The organism is Pseudoalteromonas sp. OF7H-1 (assembly GCF_022347825.1).
Taxonomy (GTDB): domain Bacteria; phylum Pseudomonadota; class Gammaproteobacteria; order Enterobacterales; family Alteromonadaceae; genus Pseudoalteromonas; species Pseudoalteromonas maricaloris.
Map to the genome: position 1 here is coordinate 58,902 of NZ_JAKRFX010000014.1, position 15,832 is coordinate 74,733.

15 protein-coding genes and 1 pseudogene are annotated in these 15,832 nt (G+C 42.2%); 11 read left to right on the forward strand and 5 right to left on the reverse strand.

Features of this window, described 5'->3' with window-relative positions:
- Window positions 1–9 precede the first annotated feature (9 nt).
- From MHN30_RS16775 to MHN30_RS16790, 4 genes are all read left to right on the forward strand, one after another.
- The gene (locus MHN30_RS16775) at window positions 10–1,020 is read left to right on the forward strand and encodes a catalase family peroxidase (protein WP_239360441.1); all 1,011 of its coding nucleotides are present in this window, start codon (window positions 10–12) and stop codon (window positions 1,018–1,020) included.
- Window positions 1,013–1,540 carry a cytochrome b gene (locus tag MHN30_RS16780; RefSeq protein ID WP_045989586.1) on the forward strand — a complete coding sequence of 176 codons (528 nt, stop codon included), beginning with the start codon at window positions 1,013–1,015 and terminating at the stop codon, window positions 1,538–1,540. Before MHN30_RS16775 ends, MHN30_RS16780 begins: the two co-directional genes overlap by 8 nt.
- Window positions 1,541–2,041: 501 nt before the next feature.
- Complete coding sequence (locus MHN30_RS16785; protein ID WP_039492118.1) at window positions 2,042–3,061, forward strand: hypothetical protein; 1,020 nt, start codon at window positions 2,042–2,044, stop codon at window positions 3,059–3,061.
- Window positions 3,062–3,291: 230 nt separating this feature from the next.
- Window positions 3,292–3,813, forward strand: a complete 522-nt coding sequence (locus MHN30_RS16790) for a cysteine hydrolase family protein (RefSeq protein ID WP_130126724.1) — start codon at window positions 3,292–3,294, stop codon at window positions 3,811–3,813.
- A gap of 43 nt (window positions 3,814–3,856) precedes the next feature.
- Here MHN30_RS16790 and MHN30_RS16795 read toward each other — a convergent pair.
- Window positions 3,857–4,010: pseudogene (locus MHN30_RS16795) on the reverse strand (IS110 family transposase); the annotation flags it as partial.
- A 236-nt stretch (window positions 4,011–4,246) separates the two neighbouring features.
- On the opposite strand from MHN30_RS16795, the gene MHN30_RS16800 reads away from it, so the two are divergent.
- The 6 genes from MHN30_RS16800 (at window position 4,247) to MHN30_RS16825 (ending at window position 9,938) form a co-directional block, all read left to right on the forward strand.
- Window positions 4,247–4,432: a hypothetical protein gene (locus MHN30_RS16800; protein ID WP_069020990.1), complete on the forward strand. Its 186-nt coding sequence runs from the start codon at window positions 4,247–4,249 to the stop codon at window positions 4,430–4,432.
- 312 nt (window positions 4,433–4,744) lie between these two features.
- A complete protein-coding gene (locus tag MHN30_RS16805; RefSeq protein ID WP_222242678.1) occupies window positions 4,745–5,122 on the forward strand; it encodes a MerC domain-containing protein in 378 nt (125 codons plus the stop codon).
- A gap of 23 nt (window positions 5,123–5,145) precedes the next feature.
- Complete coding sequence (locus tag MHN30_RS16810) at window positions 5,146–5,784, forward strand: DUF1826 domain-containing protein (protein WP_239360443.1); 639 nt, start codon at window positions 5,146–5,148, stop codon at window positions 5,782–5,784.
- Between the two features lie 12 nt (window positions 5,785–5,796).
- A complete protein-coding gene (locus tag MHN30_RS16815; RefSeq protein WP_239360445.1) occupies window positions 5,797–6,732 on the forward strand; it encodes an endonuclease/exonuclease/phosphatase family protein in 936 nt (311 codons plus the stop codon).
- A gap of 205 nt (window positions 6,733–6,937) precedes the next feature.
- Window positions 6,938–8,911: a DUF2207 domain-containing protein gene (locus tag MHN30_RS16820; RefSeq protein ID WP_239360447.1), complete on the forward strand. Its 1,974-nt coding sequence runs from the start codon at window positions 6,938–6,940 to the stop codon at window positions 8,909–8,911.
- A gap of 124 nt (window positions 8,912–9,035) precedes the next feature.
- Window positions 9,036–9,938 carry a DUF808 family protein gene (locus MHN30_RS16825; RefSeq protein WP_039492132.1) on the forward strand — a complete coding sequence of 301 codons (903 nt, stop codon included), beginning with the start codon at window positions 9,036–9,038 and terminating at the stop codon, window positions 9,936–9,938.
- A 50-nt stretch (window positions 9,939–9,988) separates the two neighbouring features.
- Here the strand turns inward: MHN30_RS16825 and MHN30_RS16830 are convergent, their stop codons facing one another.
- Window positions 9,989–11,764: a sulfatase-like hydrolase/transferase gene (locus MHN30_RS16830; RefSeq protein WP_239360449.1), complete on the reverse strand. Its 1,776-nt coding sequence runs from the start codon at window positions 11,762–11,764 to the stop codon at window positions 9,989–9,991.
- Window positions 11,765–11,957: 193 nt separating this feature from the next.
- Window positions 11,958–12,698 carry a VWA domain-containing protein gene (locus MHN30_RS16835; protein WP_239360451.1) on the reverse strand — a complete coding sequence of 247 codons (741 nt, stop codon included), beginning with the start codon at window positions 12,696–12,698 and terminating at the stop codon, window positions 11,958–11,960.
- Between the two features lie 408 nt (window positions 12,699–13,106).
- On the opposite strand from MHN30_RS16835, the gene MHN30_RS16840 reads away from it, so the two are divergent.
- Window positions 13,107–13,973 (forward strand): alpha/beta hydrolase-fold protein, encoded by an 867-nt coding sequence (locus tag MHN30_RS16840; protein WP_239360453.1) that lies wholly within the window; start codon window positions 13,107–13,109, stop codon window positions 13,971–13,973.
- Here the strand turns inward: MHN30_RS16840 and MHN30_RS16845 are convergent.
- Together MHN30_RS16845 and MHN30_RS16850 are read right to left on the reverse strand one after the other, a co-directional pair.
- Complete coding sequence (locus MHN30_RS16845; protein ID WP_130164650.1) at window positions 13,965–15,140, reverse strand: alpha/beta hydrolase-fold protein; 1,176 nt, start codon at window positions 15,138–15,140, stop codon at window positions 13,965–13,967. The genes MHN30_RS16840 and MHN30_RS16845 overlap by 9 nt on opposite strands.
- A gap of 121 nt (window positions 15,141–15,261) precedes the next feature.
- A complete protein-coding gene (locus MHN30_RS16850) occupies window positions 15,262–15,831 on the reverse strand; it encodes a hypothetical protein (RefSeq protein WP_239360455.1) in 570 nt (189 codons plus the stop codon).
- Between the last annotated feature and the right edge of the window lies 1 nt (window position 15,832).

Sequence of the window (15,832 nt, forward strand, 5' to 3'; positions counted from 1 at the left end):
AGCCGTTTTGTGAAATACACATCTGTATCCTTGTTAGAAAAGGGGTTTTATGTTGCGAGCCTTGCTGTTGCGTTGTTACTTTCACCATTAACACAAGCGCAAACCGAGCAAGTCACCGCCCAGCAATTTGTCGATTTGCAACAAGGACAAAACCACTTCCCGGGGTTTCGTAGGGCACACGCAAAAGGGATTTGTGTGTCAGGAGAATTTAAATCGAATGGACGGCTATCTCAGTACTCAAACGCAACCGTTTTTAAAGCCGGCACGCATCCATTTATTGGTCGATTGTCCATTGCTGGAAATAATCCGCACGCTGCTGAGTTGACGGCACCAGTAAGGAGCTTCGCGCTGAGCTTCGTAACAGGTGCTCAGCGTTGGAATATTGCGATGAATACACCTCCAGTGATGGCGGTAACGAATCCCCATGATTTTTATCAGCAAATTGTTGCTCTGAAGCAGGGCAAAGAGGCAGTAAAAGACTTTTTTGCTGGGCACCCTGAGAGTGCGGATTTTTTGGCATGGAAAGCGAGTTACACGCCAAGCTCGAGTTTTGCCCTTGAGACTTATCATAGTATTAATGCGTTTTATTTGGTTGATGAAAAAGCGCAGCGTCAGGCTATTCGCTGGAAAATGCTGCCATTAAATGAAGAAAGTAAAAATCCTTACACAGGCAAAGACGCGTTACAGCAAGAATTTGCAACTCGATTAGAGAAAGGAGCTGTACGCTTCAATTGGCAGTTTATATTTGCCAAGCAAGAAGATGATGAAAATAATCCAGCCAAACTTTGGCCCAGTAACCGCGCGAAGGTAGATGCAGGAGAGATCTTCATAACGCATTGGCAACCGCAATTATTGGGGAACTGCCATGCGCTCAATTTTGATCCCTTGATATTACCTAGCGGTGTTAAAGCAACCGAAGATCCAATTCTAAGAGCGCGCTCTGCTGCCTATGCAGAGTCTTATCGTCGTAGGGCTAAGGAGCAATTGATGGGCGCGCTTGAGGAGACAGCGAATGACTGATCAAATAACACGATTTAATCTTGCGATGAGAGTGCTTCACTGGTCTATGGCATTACTTATCTTTGCCATGATTTTTGCAGGACTTGCGATGGTACGTGCGCTTGAGCCTTGGCAGCTTACCTTACTTGGGCTACATAAATCATTTGGTGTGCTGGCACTTTTGCTACTTTTATTGCGCTTTCTTATTAGAATAAAGTCATCGACACCTAGCTTGCCATCTGGGATGTCGACAATACAAGTCAAACTGGCCAAATTCAGCCACTGGCTGCTTTACGCATTGATGTTAATCATACCGACTAGCGGCCTGTTGATGCAGTATTATGCAGCGCGACCAATAGTGGTGTTCGACTTTTTCACCATTCCAGCCGCAATGGTGCCTTACATCGAATACTTTGCTGTATTTCGCGAAGGACATGGTTTTGCTGTATTGCTACTGATTACAGTACTTGCAGTTCATATTGGAGCAGCGCTTTACCATCACTTTATAAGAAAAGATGGCGTGCTAAAAAGCATGTTGTAATCGATAAAGAGTCATTGTAAGTAAAAACAGTTAAATTACCGCGCCCTAACACTCTAGTGTCATATTGGTGTCGAAATAGCCCATGTTGCACTCGGCTTGTTTAATGGCGGGATAGCTTTGCTCCATCGCAGCCCTTAGCAAGTTTTTATAATCGCTTCTTATGATACTGCTAACCAAACGAGTTACGCCAAAGTCTAGAAGCACAAAATAAATAACGAGATGTAAAAACTCTCGAATATCTCGTATGTGCCATTTAAAATTGAGCGTTTTTAATACGTTAGCTAGGTGTGATTTGTTCTTAGCGAGCCAATTGATGGCTTGGATAATTCACTGCTCGCTAGTTGCAAGCGATTTGCATGTTGAAATGACAATGTTTGACTGGTAAGTTACTAAAAATACTAAATAAAGTTAGCTTGAATGTTGTTGTTTTTGACTTGTGGATAAGTGAGATATTCAAGAATTCACGCTAATGAGCTGTTAGGTACTCAAAGGAATGCAGAGATGCTCTACAAAATAGAAGAACAAGCCGAAGCTTTTGAAAAGTTAGAGCCCGTAGAGTTCAAAGACTTTTCTAGTTTTGGAAAACTTGAGAAAGATCTAGAAAACTTAATTGCAAATAGCATCTTAGATGTGTTGTTTGAAGATGCTAGATTGATGCCTGTGTTTCAGGAAAGACAATGGCAAGCGGAAGCTGATATATATGCACTTAATGAAAATGGTGAATTAGTTATATTTGAATTAAAGCGTGCATCAGTTGGGAAAGATGCCGTCCATCAAGCACTAAGATATGCGCAAGATGCTGGTCAATGGAGCTACCAAAAGTTAGAACAAAAGTTCAAAGAATATAGCAAAAGCGAAATGTCACTAGTTGAAGCTCACAGAGAGGCTTTTAGTCTTGAGCATGAATTAGATCCAAAAGAAATAAATAATAAACAACACCTGTTAGTTATCGGTAGTGCAGCTGATGAATCATTAGTATCTTCCGTCGATTACTGGAAGAAAAATGGTATATCTATTGATTTCCTACCATATCGAGTTTACGAAATCGCTGGAGAAAAGTACTTTGAATTCTTTGCGCTTCCATATGATAAGCACAAGAATCCAAGTGATGTAAAAGGTGTATTATTTGATACAAATCGTAGTTGGGATGAGAATTCAATTTGGTCGATGATGGATAATAGTCGTCTTGAGGCATATGGTGATGCAAAGAGGTTTGTTCACTATGTTCATGTAGGAGATATTGTTTTCTTTTCGCACAAATGGTGCGGCTTAATCGCTGCCGCAAAAGTAAAAGGTGAAGTTAAAGCTCCTGACAGTGAAACTTTGTATCGAGACGTAGAGTTTTTGACTCCTATTCCGAACCGGAAAGATAACAAATTGTTGGCTATGCCTTTTTCAGCAGTTAGCTCAAAAACAGGTAAAAGTTTCTTTTGGGCTAGAACTATAAAGGTCCCTTATCTGACAAAAAATGAAGCACTTGAGTTAGTCGAGGAGCTTAACAATTACTTGCATCGCACATAATAAGTCAAGGCTGATTACGAATAGATTGGGCGAATAGATGACACCCACTTAAGAAACGAATATATGTCAGCTATTTAATTTAGTGCATATAAGTGGTGGGTGTCAGCTATTTAACTTAACAAAGTGCTAAAAGAGCAGGCACAAAACACTTGGCGTGCGTACATTTTTCAATGATTATAGCCAAGCAAATTTTGTCTTTGTAACAAAGGCGAGCCCTAGGAGGAAGTAATATGAAATCGGCACTTTTAGTCGTAGATGTTCAAAATGGAGTTTTTGGTTCCACCAATCCTCCATATTTATCTGAAAATGTAATAAGCAATATTAAACAATTATTGGGTTACGCTAGCTCATCTGAAATTGAAATTGTATTTATACAACATGAAATCCCGGGGGTGCTAGAGCCAGAAAGTGATGCTTGGCAACTGTTTTCAGATTTAACAATTAATGATTCTAGCTATAAGGTTCGCAAAAGAACTCCAGACTCGTTCCAAGATACAGACTTAAGAGGGTATCTAAATGAAAATGGAGTTGAGCATGTGCTTATATGTGGCTATTCAACAGAGTTTTGTATAGATAGAACCGCATTTAGTGCAGCCAATAAAGGCTATAAAGTTACTTTGATAGAGGATGCTCATACAACACACGGTAAGCCTCATTTGGATGCACCTTCGATTATTTCACACCATAATTTTACTCTGTCTAAGCATCCCAATATTGCTCTGAGTTCTACTGCAGCGCTGATTTCGGGCTAGCAAGAGATTACAGCGTCACTAGCTATTTTTAAGCTGTTGGCGCTTACCATATTACACCATCTTGTAGCATCGAGTTTAATATCACAACCATCTTTCTAATACTGGCAATGATAGCTACTTTTTTCGGTTTTTCGGCAGCCACTAACTGCTGAGATTGATTTTTTAAAAACAGGGTTTGACATCATCGCTACATACAGCGTAGCCCCCACTCAGATCAAGACCAACATGTATTTTGCTCACGCTTTGAAGTCGAAGTTACCATGGTTGACGGATGTAATACCGAATAAGGCGATGCTAGTTTAGGTATAGAGGTTATTCAACAAAGTGTTTAATAAATGTTTTTCATGTTGATTATTTGTTTCTCTGCTGTCAGTATAGTCATTAGCTAGTTTCCAATTTAGAAACTTTAAACAATGATCATTAAGGAAATAAAATGAAACTGAGCCTTAAGAAAAGAAACATGAAAGTACTCAATAAAGACAATAGCCAAGTTGTTAAAAATGCCACTGCGCAAATTGCTGGTGGTTACAATCGAGGTTATACAGACTTTTATTTTTGTGGAACAACACATTGTCCATCTGCCTATCCAGAGTGTGAAACTATGGGCTGTAACGCGTAACCTTTCTCCATAGTCAGCGATTACTCATCAATTCACAGATTTGTTCTGAATCTCAAACCTGTGAATTGTAATTCAGTGCATTCCTATTTGATCAAACACTTTCCAAAGTACCTTTGCGTTTATTTGCTACAACACCGTAAAAATCACGACAAGCAGAGATTGACTCTCTAGGTGCTTTAAATACACGCCACTTTTTTATGTTGGGCTTTTTATCGAAAACTCTTTTTGTAGTACAGCTTTTAATATTTCACTCTTTTTTGTTTGGTATGTTATATTGTATCAATTTAATACAGGCATGACGAAGGAGAAAGCGTGAACGCAAAAGTACAGTCGTTTGGAGACAAAGCAGCAATTGGGTTATCTATGTTGTGCTTAGTCCATTGTTTAATATTACCTTTTTTATTAATTGTACTTCCTCCCTTTGCGGGGTTACTCGCGCTCTCTGATGAAGCTTTTCACGAATGGTTACTCATAGCCGTGCTACCCATTAGCGTATTGGCCCTTGGATTTGGCTATGTGCGGCATAAGTCAGGTCTTGTAGTGGGCTTGGGGTTAATGGGCTGCACATTCTTGGTGCTAGCAACTATTTTAGGTGAACAACGCGGAGAAACCTTGTTTACAGTACTTGGCTCTATGCTCATCTCCTACGCTCATCTTCGAAACTATGCGCTGCGTCGCAACTTTCACTAAATAAAACCCTATTTGGAGTTACTATGAATAGCCTTATGCCTATAGAGCCCTTGCTTGACGTGGACTCAGTGCATCATCAGCAGTCAGAACATGCTACCGTGTTAACCAAGATTTATGAGCCCAAAACCAATATTGTGATTTGGCAACATGCATTATCATCTGCTTTGAAAGCAGAGTTTGGCCGATACTTAGAAACAGCAAAAGAGCTAGAATTAGCGCTACAAATTGCGACTAGCAAGATCACTTGCGAAGTCAGTGACTCGTTAAAGCGGTTGAATTTTAGTGATGCGATGGTGGCGCATATTATTGAAATAGTAGATATGTTTAGCTGCCTATTTGAACTTCGCGTCGTTGGTTTACGGTTAAAAACGCTCGAGACTGCAATGTGCCCGAAATTTCATGTTGATAAAGTGCCAGTACGACTGGTGACTACACTCGCAGGCGCTGGCAGCGAGTGGCTTAGAAACCAGCACGTATCAAGGGATGGCAACAAACTGACTATTTCTCCTGAAGCTGACGCAACACAGCTTGCCTGTGGGGATGTGGCATTATTAAAAGGTGAGCGTTGGGACGGTAATGAAGGCCGTGGCATAGTGCATCGCTCACCAGCGGTAGTAACAGGGGAAAAACGATTGCTACTGACTTTAGATTTTATCGCCTAGATTGGATTCATTATGACAACAAAATTAACTGCATTTGTATTGAGCACTATTTTTAGCCTCTCGCTATTGGGATGCCAGTCGGAGCCTTCAAATATCGGTTCCTCCGCGGTAAGCGGCCAAGCAACCGTCGCTCCGCTTAAAATCGCGACTTGGAACATGGAGCATTTAGCATATCCATCGAGTGCAGGATGTAGGCCTCGTGACGAGCAGGAGATAAGCGCGCTGCGCGATTATGCAAAAGGGCTTAATGCAGACGTTATTGCGCTGCAGGAAGTCGCATCGGTTAAGGCATTAGAGCAGGTCTTTCCAAGTAGTGAATGGCAATTACTGATTTCAAGTCGAGCTAATAGCGCGACGTACGACTGTAGAGGGAGTGGCAATCTATCTACACAGCAGAAAACCGCGTTTGCGATTAGAAATAACCTTGTCCCAAGCAAAGTGGATAACGTGAGCGAACTTAGCGTGAATGTTGAAGGACTAAGGCATGGCCTAGTTGTGACCTTAGATACTCAGTTTGGTGAGCTTTCAGTGCTTAATGTCCATCTTAAAAGCGGCTGTTTTGTTGATAACTATTCGACTTCGGATAAAAAGGCTTGTCGACTGCTGGCAGAACAGCTACCAGTACTTAAGTCTTGGTTGGAGAAACACGCAAATAGCAACATCATTGTGTTGGGTGACTTCAATCATCGTTTAAGCCATGGCGACAATCAATTTTGGCAGCAGTTAACTAAGCACCAAAATAACGCCTCTGCACCTTTGGTAAACGCAACTAAAACACTGACAGGTTGTCACCCACGCTACCCTGTGCCGATTGACCATATATTGCTAAGCAACAAACTTGCAAACACGGTAAAATTCGACCCCAGCGTACACTTTTTTGCGGATATGTCTGAAGAGAAAATGCTCAGCGATCACTGCGCTATTTCGGTGTCAATTAGCATGCGTTAAGGCGGTTGTTCGTTGCACCAAAAGGGAGCGTATATAGCCAAAAAGTCAACCGGTGATGTGCAAATGTTATCAAGGTCTACTCGCCAAAAGCGGCGTTTTTAACGGTAACTTTAGTGTTGAAATTAGACCTTATTTGCTTTAGTCTGCTGCGCAAATTGAGCTGAGTTACATAGACTTAGCGCTGCGCATTCAAAGGATTTGAACAATGACTAAACGCTTTTGGTTTACCACGCTTTATGGTGTATTACTGGCAATCATTTTATTGGTTGTGAGCGCGCCTTCTCTGGCTTATTTGAGATTTAAAGATGCGTCGGTAGCGGATCCTCACTTCTCTCAGCTACAAGTTAATCTCGATATTAATAAAACGGGTGCACTGCAAGTTACTCAGCAAGGCATACTGCAAGGGGGAAACTTCGATTGGCAGGGGCTCGCGCAAACAATTGAGCTGGATGTGAGGTATCCAGATGGTACATACTATCTGAGCGATATCAGCATTGACTCAGTAAAAATTGACGAGCAAGAAGTGCGTTATGCACTGAAGTATAACTACGATAGAAGTGCAGTAACGCTCGTAATAAGCAAAGAGCTGCTTCCAAAGCAAGGGCAGGCTCAGCAATTTGAAGTGCGATATCAATCAAAAAACCGTATGCGGTTTTATCCGACATTGGACGAATTGACTTATTCACTCTTTCCGAATGTAAATCTGAAAATAAACAAGCTTACCGTCTCGATTCTCTATCCTCAAACTGCAACGCTCAAGGAGCACCAATTGTTTGTCGATCATCTAAACAATGATGCGTTTGTGATACATGATGGGATGGTTGATGGACGTAATCAGCTCCTATTCGAGAGTCAATCTGAGATAGCAGATAAAGCACAGGGAGAAATCGCCCTCGCGTTTGAAAAAGGTGTATTTAAGGATAACTATCTTTACCGCAAAGTATGGTATCCGTTTAGGGTATTATTTATTGCTTTGCCGTTTTTAATGCTATTTGCATTGGCTGTGTGGCAAACGCGTAAGCGCCTTCATGCATTGCCAAAACTTGCCGATGCGCTTCCCTATTCAACTCAACCACCAGACTTACCGATTTGCTTGGTAAGAGAACTGGTTGCTGCAAATATCGAACGCATGCTAACAGCAAAAGACGCGTTAGCTGAGGTGTTAAAGCTTGCAGTGGCGAAACAGTTAACGATTAGCGAACGGGGTAAAAACAATGATGAATTTAGTAATGTTGACCTAAAAAAGCTGCATCAAATTCAGTTAAATCCTGAAGCGCCGAGTCAGCCAGAGGTGGTAGGGTTAAGCGGTAAACTGCAACGTTACTTTTATCAACAGCAAGACGTGCAAAACTCGAGTGGAAAACGCAAGCGAAAACGAGTGATAAAAAACCGCTTTGTTATTAACAAAGGAAACGAGGGGAGAACGTCTTTCACAGAAATAATATGTCATTATGTGAATAATGCCGAAGTGGGGAAAGCTCAGCATAATGTAAACTTTCTTGCTTTTATAGCGCCTATTTTACTTTGGTTAAGTGCTTCATTTGTTGTGATTGGAGTTGGTGCTGGCAATGGGTGGCAAGTGTTTGCGGGTAGTTTAATTGTCGTTTTATTGTGCACTTCTATATTATTAATTGCGGTGCTTATTGTAGAGATGTTCATAGAACATCGCAGCGAAGATAAAAAGAGCCGAGAAATGTGGCTTGTACGAGCGTTAATTTATATTCCTACCTATTTATTCTTATTATGGATGTGTGTTGATGGTGATGATGAGCTGGTGAATGGTACCAGTGTGGTTTTTCACTTCTTTTACCTAGGTTTTATTGCGGCTTTCTTTTCATTTATCGGGCCTTCCAAGCAATTTAAAGCTTGGGTATTGCAGTCTCAGCAATTTTATCAATACATTAAAATTAAGAGTCAGCACTGCTTCGCTGAAGGAGTCGAAAAAGCGGAGTACGAAGCATTGTTACCTTATGCATATGCATTTGGTTTGTTGAATGAATGGATAAAAGGGTATGAGGCTTATCTAACTGCAAAGCAGGACGACACTACGCCTTTGATCCCTTGGATCCGCTATAAAAAAATTACCGAGCCGAGAGAATTAAAACAACATTTAAGTTGTCTTGAAGCGGTCATGCCTGCAATATCATGTTCACTGTATGATAGACAGCCATACACTTAGGGCGATTGATTTTTCAACTTTGTTTTTGTTGAGCGTTGGCATTTTGCAAGCACTATATGCGCGTTACATAAACAGTTAGTTGACAACCGCACTTGATGAATAACTTAAACGAAAGGAGTGTGCTATGCCATCCGCAAACTTACTTGCCTTGCTCGATGATGTCGCTGCGTTAACAAAATTAGCCGCAACGAAAACCGCTCCGGTGTTAGGAGACGATCTTGCCGTCAACGCAGAGCAACTATCGGGCGGGATCAAACCAGATCGGGAACTTGCAGTGGTATGGAAAGTATTTAAAGGCTCCTTGCTGAACAAGTTTATTTTAGTGCCCGTTGCCTTGGCTTGCAGTTACTTTGCGCCGTTTATGATCCCCATTATGCTAATTTTAGGGGCGCTGTACTTGCTGTTTGAGGGCGGCGAAAAAATTCTCCACGCTATTTTTCACCGTCAGGAGCAGCAGCAAGAAACCGATGAGTTTGTCAAAGCGCTTGAGGATGAGCGTGTTGACTTAGTCGAGTTTGAAAAAGACAAAATCAAGGGCGCTATCGTTACCGACTTTGTTCTGTCGGCGGAAATTATCATCATTGCGCTGGGGGCGATTGCTGATCAGCCTTTTGAAAAGCAAGCAATAGTCCTTTCGTTAATTGGGCTTGCGCTGACAATCGGGGTTTACGGAATTGTGGCCCTGATTGTTAAGCTTGATGATATTGGTTTAGCCATGATTAAGGACGTAGGTAAGACTACACTTGCGGCGATAAAACGTGGGGTGGGTAAGGGGCTGCTTTATTTTGCTAACGGTCTGATGAAGTTTTTGTCAGTCGCTGGTGTGTTGGCAATGCTTTTAGTTGGCGTTGATATTTTGGCTCACCAGTTCCACTTACTTGAAGAAATTGTTCACGCTATTGAAAAGCTGATCCCTGCAATGAGCTGGTTTTTGAGTATTATCGCCAAGCTTGGATTGGGGGCGGTGATTGGTGTCATTATTGCGGCGGTGCTGAGTCAGTTGCTGGCAGTGTTTAAAAAAGCATAAATAATCGCAAGTAGCCCGTAGATTTCAGGTCTACTTGCAGATCTTTTCGATTACCTTCTAATCGGCACTTGCTGGTTGACTGGCTTTTGCGGTGCTTCATTGAGGTTTTGTGGTAATAAACGTTTGGCTTTACGCTGCTCTCGTAGCGTAAATTGTAGCGCTTTTAAAATTCGCGCATCCAATGGCGTTTCGCAAAACGGGCTTAACAGGTTGTTCTCTTCCGTCGGATCTTCACTCAAGTTATAACACTCGTATTCGCTGGGAATGAACTGAGTGGTTGTTATTCCGTCTGGGTTGCCGACGCCAACGACATTACTCACAGACGCTTGCGTGGTAGGCTCATCGTTACCACCAAGATCAACTTGGTTCGGGTCTTGCTCATAGAATCTAGCGTTATCAAAATAACGCACAAACTTCCATTTCGTGTCACCGCTGATATCCGGTAGTTGCGTTATTACGGCTTCAATATGGTTCGGTTGGATAATACTATTGTAAGCTTTACCGGTAAGCATATTCGTCATATCACTGCCAACTTCGATGTTGTCATCGGTCATAAAGTAAATGGCTTCTTCTTTGGGCGGCGCTTCACCTAAAATAACGTTGGCTAGGTTTCTACCAACGAGTGGCTGTGCCTCACTGTGATCTTTAGCAAGCTGAGTACGAGTTTGCTCAATATCTATATCCGCTAGACCAAGCAGGGTAGGCAGTAAGTCGATGTGCGATGTGGTGATATCAAGCTGCTTAGGTTGATTGAAAAGCACAGGATTAGAAATAATAAACGGCACGTTTAATACTTCTTGATACGCGGTGTACCATTTTTGATGTAGACCGCCGTGAGCACCCAGTAGCTCACCATGGTCTGAGGTAAAAACGACAATAGTATTTTCATAAAAAGATGACTGCTTTAATGTGTTAACTACCTGTTCTATATGCTTATTCACTTCTGCGATTAGGTAGTAATAAAACTGTCGATAGGTTTCATCTGGTGGTTGTGGTAGATACATATGCGGGTACATAAGCTGATAGTCTTTTTGGCATCTAGGCTTGTCCATTAAGCTTTCAGTTTGGCTTGGGGCTGGCGCAACACTTGGAAGGTTACCGGCTTCTTTTTCAGCATAAAAGTTGGAAAACCAATCTTTTTGTCCCATTAATACAATGTCATGAGGGTTTACGAATGAAGAAACCAGTAAAAATGGTGTTTGGTCGCCGTTTTGTGCCTTTTCTTCAAGTTGTTTAAGGGTTTCACAAACTTGATTGGCAAATCCCGGATCTCGAGATGTGCCTGAATTGTTCTCTGCTGCGCCATGAGGTTCAGGACCTATCCATTGACTAAAACCAAACTTATCTAGACGCTCTGCGCGCTCATAGAGAGCTTGTTTTGCTGGGTAAGGCTCTCCGGTTGCAGAGTTACTATACAGCGCTTGCTGACTCCCCGGCACGATAATATCCTCATCGGAGAGGTGCCACTTACCACGATAATAGGTTTGATAACCTGCTTCGCGAAACCAAGAGCCCATGGTTGGCACGGTATTGGGAGCCAGCCAGAACATGTTTTGATCAAATGACGACTTGCCAATTCCAGGTGTTTGGCTCACACCGTGTAGTGATGGATATTGTCCCGTGTAAATGGATGTTCTACTTGGTGCGCATGCCGTCGCTGCTGCATTATGATTCATAAATTCCATGCCACAGCGGCGCATTTCTGCCATGCACGCACTGTGCTTGAGTCGATACTCTTTTGCTTGTGAATTTTCGTAAGGCGGAGGGAAGCGCTCTTCATCGGTGGTAATGATTAGAAAGTTCGGTTGTTTGCCATTAATCTTCATTACAATCTCCTTTTAACTTGCACAGGGCAAATGCCCACGAAGAGTGTAGTTGAAGATCCTTAGGTATTTGCGCTTTGTGTAATTTAATTGTTTTTTTATTTTAAATAATGTGTAAAAACAACATTCTGTATTTTCTCAACGACGAATAGAAAAAAGGCCTTATCGACCTTTATATAGTTTTGTATTTGGTGAATTACCAGTCGCCTGGGTCGCCGCCATCTGAGTCGCTGATCTCCTCGTAAGTACCACCAGTGTCAATACTCAGCTGTTTAAGAAACTGAAATGTAGGGGTACTAGATACCGACTGAGATGCAGATGAAACATCTAATACATACATCTTATCTTTATTAGCCAGAATATTTTGCACTGTGCCTGTATAGATTGTGGCATTGAATTGCACTGGTGGTAGCTCAAACAGGTATTTAGAGGTTACGCTCGTTTGCCAATTTGAGCCGCCACAGCTAGAGGCTGGGCTGTCATTTTCGCCGCCATCAGTAGATCCATACACTCTTAACAGTGCGCCATTAGCGGCTTCCGTTGAGTAGTTTACTCTCAACTCATCAGCGCCATCACACATAGCTTGTGCAAGTGCAGTTAGCCCTGAGCACCCTTCTGGATCTAGTTGATAGAGTGCCATCATTGCCGCATTGAAACCGACAAACCCGTTAGTTAGGGATTGAATTTGACCGCCACTAGCAAACGTTTTCACATTTAGCTGTTGGCCATTAATTGTGGCATCTAAAAAGAACTTTGATACTTTTTGCACTGCTTGTTGTTTTGAGAATGAACATCGGCTTTGTCCATCTGGGCGCAACGTGTTCATTGAACTACTGCGATCTAAAAAAAGCACGCCATAAGATTCAGGCGCAGCGAGCGAATTGAAACTCGACATTGTGGTTGCCAATACAACGGCAGATACTAAGATTTTCATCATCGTGAACTCCATGTCAAAAGATACCATTTGCATTATCTAATCGAAAAACCTCACGGCTGCGACAAGGTATTGTTCAAATGGTGTAAGAAGTATCTGGCTGTACTGCTGATGCAGATACATGATTTGCGCAAGTAAAAAAAAATGAACTTAATTGGTTGCAAATTTGTTGCGCAACGTAAGGGTAGGGTAGATTCTAATTTTATCCATTACACCACATTACAGCGACAATTTATTTTATAAAACATAATCTTACATTTAGGTTTGACGTAAACTTTAGTATTTTCATGATGTTATGTTTAGCTGCCTGATATAATAGCGATTGCGATTTAGTTTCTAAAAAATATACAGTAGGATGAAGTAAACAGTATTCAAAAGTACGAAATAATAAAAACAATGACAGGAAGTTTTATGAAGCGATATCTCTTTTCTCTCTTAGGTTTAATTGCCATCGCCGCCGCTGGTTGGAAGTTTACCCAGTATCAGTCTCATTACACTTCAGATTATGTTGATGTAGTGTTGTCTTCACAAGTGCTTAATGAAGATCGAAAGGTCTTTATTCGCCTCCCAAAAGGATATGACAAGGCACATAGTTATCCACTCATTATTCGCACCGACGGCAACTTTAATCTCGCGCGATGGGATGAGGTCCTAAGCAGCCTTGCCGAACAAGGTAGGGTAGAAGATGCCATTTTAGTGTCTATTCCCAATCAATTTTGGACAGAGACCCGCAACCGCGACTTAGTGCCGCCTTATGCTCGACAAGATGTTGCGATTGAGGCCCGTCCAGAGAGTGACAATGATCCTGCCATTTTTGGTCGTGCAGATCGTTTTTTGCAATTTGTTGAAAGCGAGCTGTTACCCTATTTAGAAGCTAACTACTCAATTAACGACAACCGCGTGTTAAGCGGGTTCTCTGCTGGTGGAAGTTTTGTACTTTATACCATGGTGACTAAACCTGCACTTTTTGATGGCTACTTTGCTTTTAGTCCTGCTGCGTGGTACGACGACTCGGTTGTCGTAAAAGAATTCGCAAAAAGCCTAGCCAATATTCAAGGCAAACCTAAGTATATTTACCTTTCCATTGGTGGTGCTGAGAATGACATCATTACCGGGTCATTTCATGGTTTATTAGATGCACTTGAACAGCATGCGCCTGCCAATGTGCGTTGGGGACACAGCATTAGCGAGGGCGCGGGGCATTCACAAAATCCAGCGGTTTCCGTGCCACTTGCCTTGAGTGAGTATCATCACTTTAGAAAAAATCAGTTAATGTAAGTGTTGCAATGCTTTGATTTCAGAGAGCAAATGTTTTTGTTCGCTTTCACTTAGCGCTTCAAGCTTAAGCATGGCTTGGTAGGTCTTTAATAGTGATGGCTTATCTCCTTTTTGCTGATAAGCCATGGCCAATTGCTGCAGTGCATTGAGGGACGCTGAGTTGTGCTGGCTCACAAAGCTGAACAGGTTGATGGCCGCAGTGAAGTTACGTTCGAATAGGGCGGCATTCCCGAGCGAAGTCAGCGCGCTGTAGGGGTAAGCCTTAAGTCCATATAGTGACTTAGCGATGGCGACATGATTTTCCAGCTGCGTGACACCGGCGGTCGCTACCTTCAAGGATGGCTGATAATGGTTAAAGAGGTGCTGCAGACCATGATAATAGCTCGGGTAGACGACGCTCGTATGGGTTTCGCCGCTAAAGTGCTGCGCTTTGAAGTCAATTCCATTTGGCTTTCGCCAAGCATCATTAAGACGTTGAAATGGCTGCGTTATGATTGCGCTTTCGTCTGCCATGCTGATGTAGATACACTTGTTGATTAACGCTTTTGCCAGTAAGTCATTTAATAATCGCTCTTTATCCCACCAAAGGCTTGGACTTGCCAACATCACACCATTAAATAAATCGGGCTTTTCAAGTAGCGCATAGGTTGCAAACAGCCCACCGAATGAGTGTCCTGCTAACGCGCGATAGCCTGATGTTCGATAATGCTTGTCTACGTAAGGGATGAGTTCTTTGTCGATAAATTGCAGTAGCATTTCTGCACCGCCTGGATTTTGCTGCCGTGTTGGACCTGCAAAATGTCCCAGTACCGCAAGGCTGCCTTTGCGATAAGGTGGGGTCAGATCTCGAGTGCGGTGTTCGTTGGTTTCGATGGCAACAATGATAAGTTCCGGTATTTTATGTTGTTGTGCCAAGAAGCGGGCCGCTGAAGCGGTATGTTCAAGATTGCTCTGGCCATCAGTTAGATATAACACTGGATAGCTTGTATTGCCTTGTTCATAGCTTGGTGGCAGGACGATATGAACCGTTCTTTTTTGCGAAAAATAAGCGGACGAAAGCTGCAGTGTCGAGTTCGGAACTGCTGAGTTATTAGCAACAGCGTTACCAATTGACAGCAATGTAAAAATAGCCGCGATAACAATGTGAGTAACTAACCTAGTTTGCATAACCGCTCGTTCCTTGATTAAAAATCATCGCTAATTTAACACGAGTCAAAACAACAAGGAACGGGTTATATAGCAGCGCCTAGGAATTATTTGTTTTGTCTTGAGCCTTTTAAGGTCACTATCACTCCATTCTTATTGGTGTTTGTGTCTTCTTGAGTAGTTTAGAAAAGATAGGTTTTAAGCAAAAAAGAGAAAACACTGAAACGATTGCCATCACTAAAATGCCAATTAGAGGAATAACATAACCAAAGGTAAAACTAGCACCGACCACGTGTCCCAATATGCATTCTGAACGGTAGATTGGATAAAATAGCCCAGCTATCAATAGTCCTAAGGCTGTATACATGGTGAGGCTTTGATAACCGAACTCCCAAAGGGCTGATTGCAACAAGCTAAAGAGTAACATCACAAAGAATGCGACCAAAAACTCAGTAGGAATAACCACGGGTGCTGTTTTTTTAATGGGCTCTGTGCCAATTGCTTTATGGAGCCGCAGTGCAGTAAGCCAAGCTAATACGGGAATTATGATAATTCCCCATGCGTTAGATACTGCCGGAAAATCATCTCTGTGAAGTAAGTGGTGACTGACTATGCCGCCGTTTAAATGTTGCCACATCAGCGTTAATATCACGAGTAAGATAGCCGATGTAATTAGGCCTTTGTTGATTTTGTTCGCTTTGACTAAAAGCATG

Excerpts from the sequence above, each read along its gene's own strand:
- MHN30_RS16780 (WP_045989586.1), top strand. The coding sequence starts at position 1,013 with ATGACTGATCAAATAACACGATTTAATCTTGCGATGAGAGTGCTTCAC.
- MHN30_RS16785 (WP_039492118.1), top strand. The coding sequence starts at position 2,042 with ATGCTCTACAAAATAGAAGAACAAGCCGAAGCTTTTGAAAAGTTAGAG.
- MHN30_RS16790 (WP_130126724.1), top strand. The coding sequence starts at position 3,292 with ATGAAATCGGCACTTTTAGTCGTAGATGTTCAAAATGGAGTTTTTGGT.
- MHN30_RS16800 (WP_069020990.1), top strand. The coding sequence starts at position 4,247 with ATGAAACTGAGCCTTAAGAAAAGAAACATGAAAGTACTCAATAAAGAC.
- MHN30_RS16810 (WP_239360443.1), top strand. The coding sequence starts at position 5,146 with ATGAATAGCCTTATGCCTATAGAGCCCTTGCTTGACGTGGACTCAGTG.
- MHN30_RS16815 (WP_239360445.1), top strand. The coding sequence starts at position 5,797 with ATGACAACAAAATTAACTGCATTTGTATTGAGCACTATTTTTAGCCTC.
- MHN30_RS16820 (WP_239360447.1), top strand. The coding sequence starts at position 6,938 with ATGACTAAACGCTTTTGGTTTACCACGCTTTATGGTGTATTACTGGCA.
- MHN30_RS16825 (WP_039492132.1), top strand. The coding sequence starts at position 9,036 with ATGCCATCCGCAAACTTACTTGCCTTGCTCGATGATGTCGCTGCGTTA.
- MHN30_RS16830 (WP_239360449.1), bottom strand. The coding sequence starts at position 11,764 with ATGAAGATTAATGGCAAACAACCGAACTTTCTAATCATTACCACCGAT.
- MHN30_RS16835 (WP_239360451.1), bottom strand. The coding sequence starts at position 12,698 with ATGATGAAAATCTTAGTATCTGCCGTTGTATTGGCAACCACAATGTCG.
- MHN30_RS16840 (WP_239360453.1), top strand. The coding sequence starts at position 13,107 with ATGAAGCGATATCTCTTTTCTCTCTTAGGTTTAATTGCCATCGCCGCC.
- MHN30_RS16845 (WP_130164650.1), bottom strand. The coding sequence starts at position 15,140 with ATGCAAACTAGGTTAGTTACTCACATTGTTATCGCGGCTATTTTTACA.
- MHN30_RS16850 (WP_239360455.1), bottom strand. The coding sequence starts at position 15,831 with ATGCTTTTAGTCAAAGCGAACAAAATCAACAAAGGCCTAATTACATCG.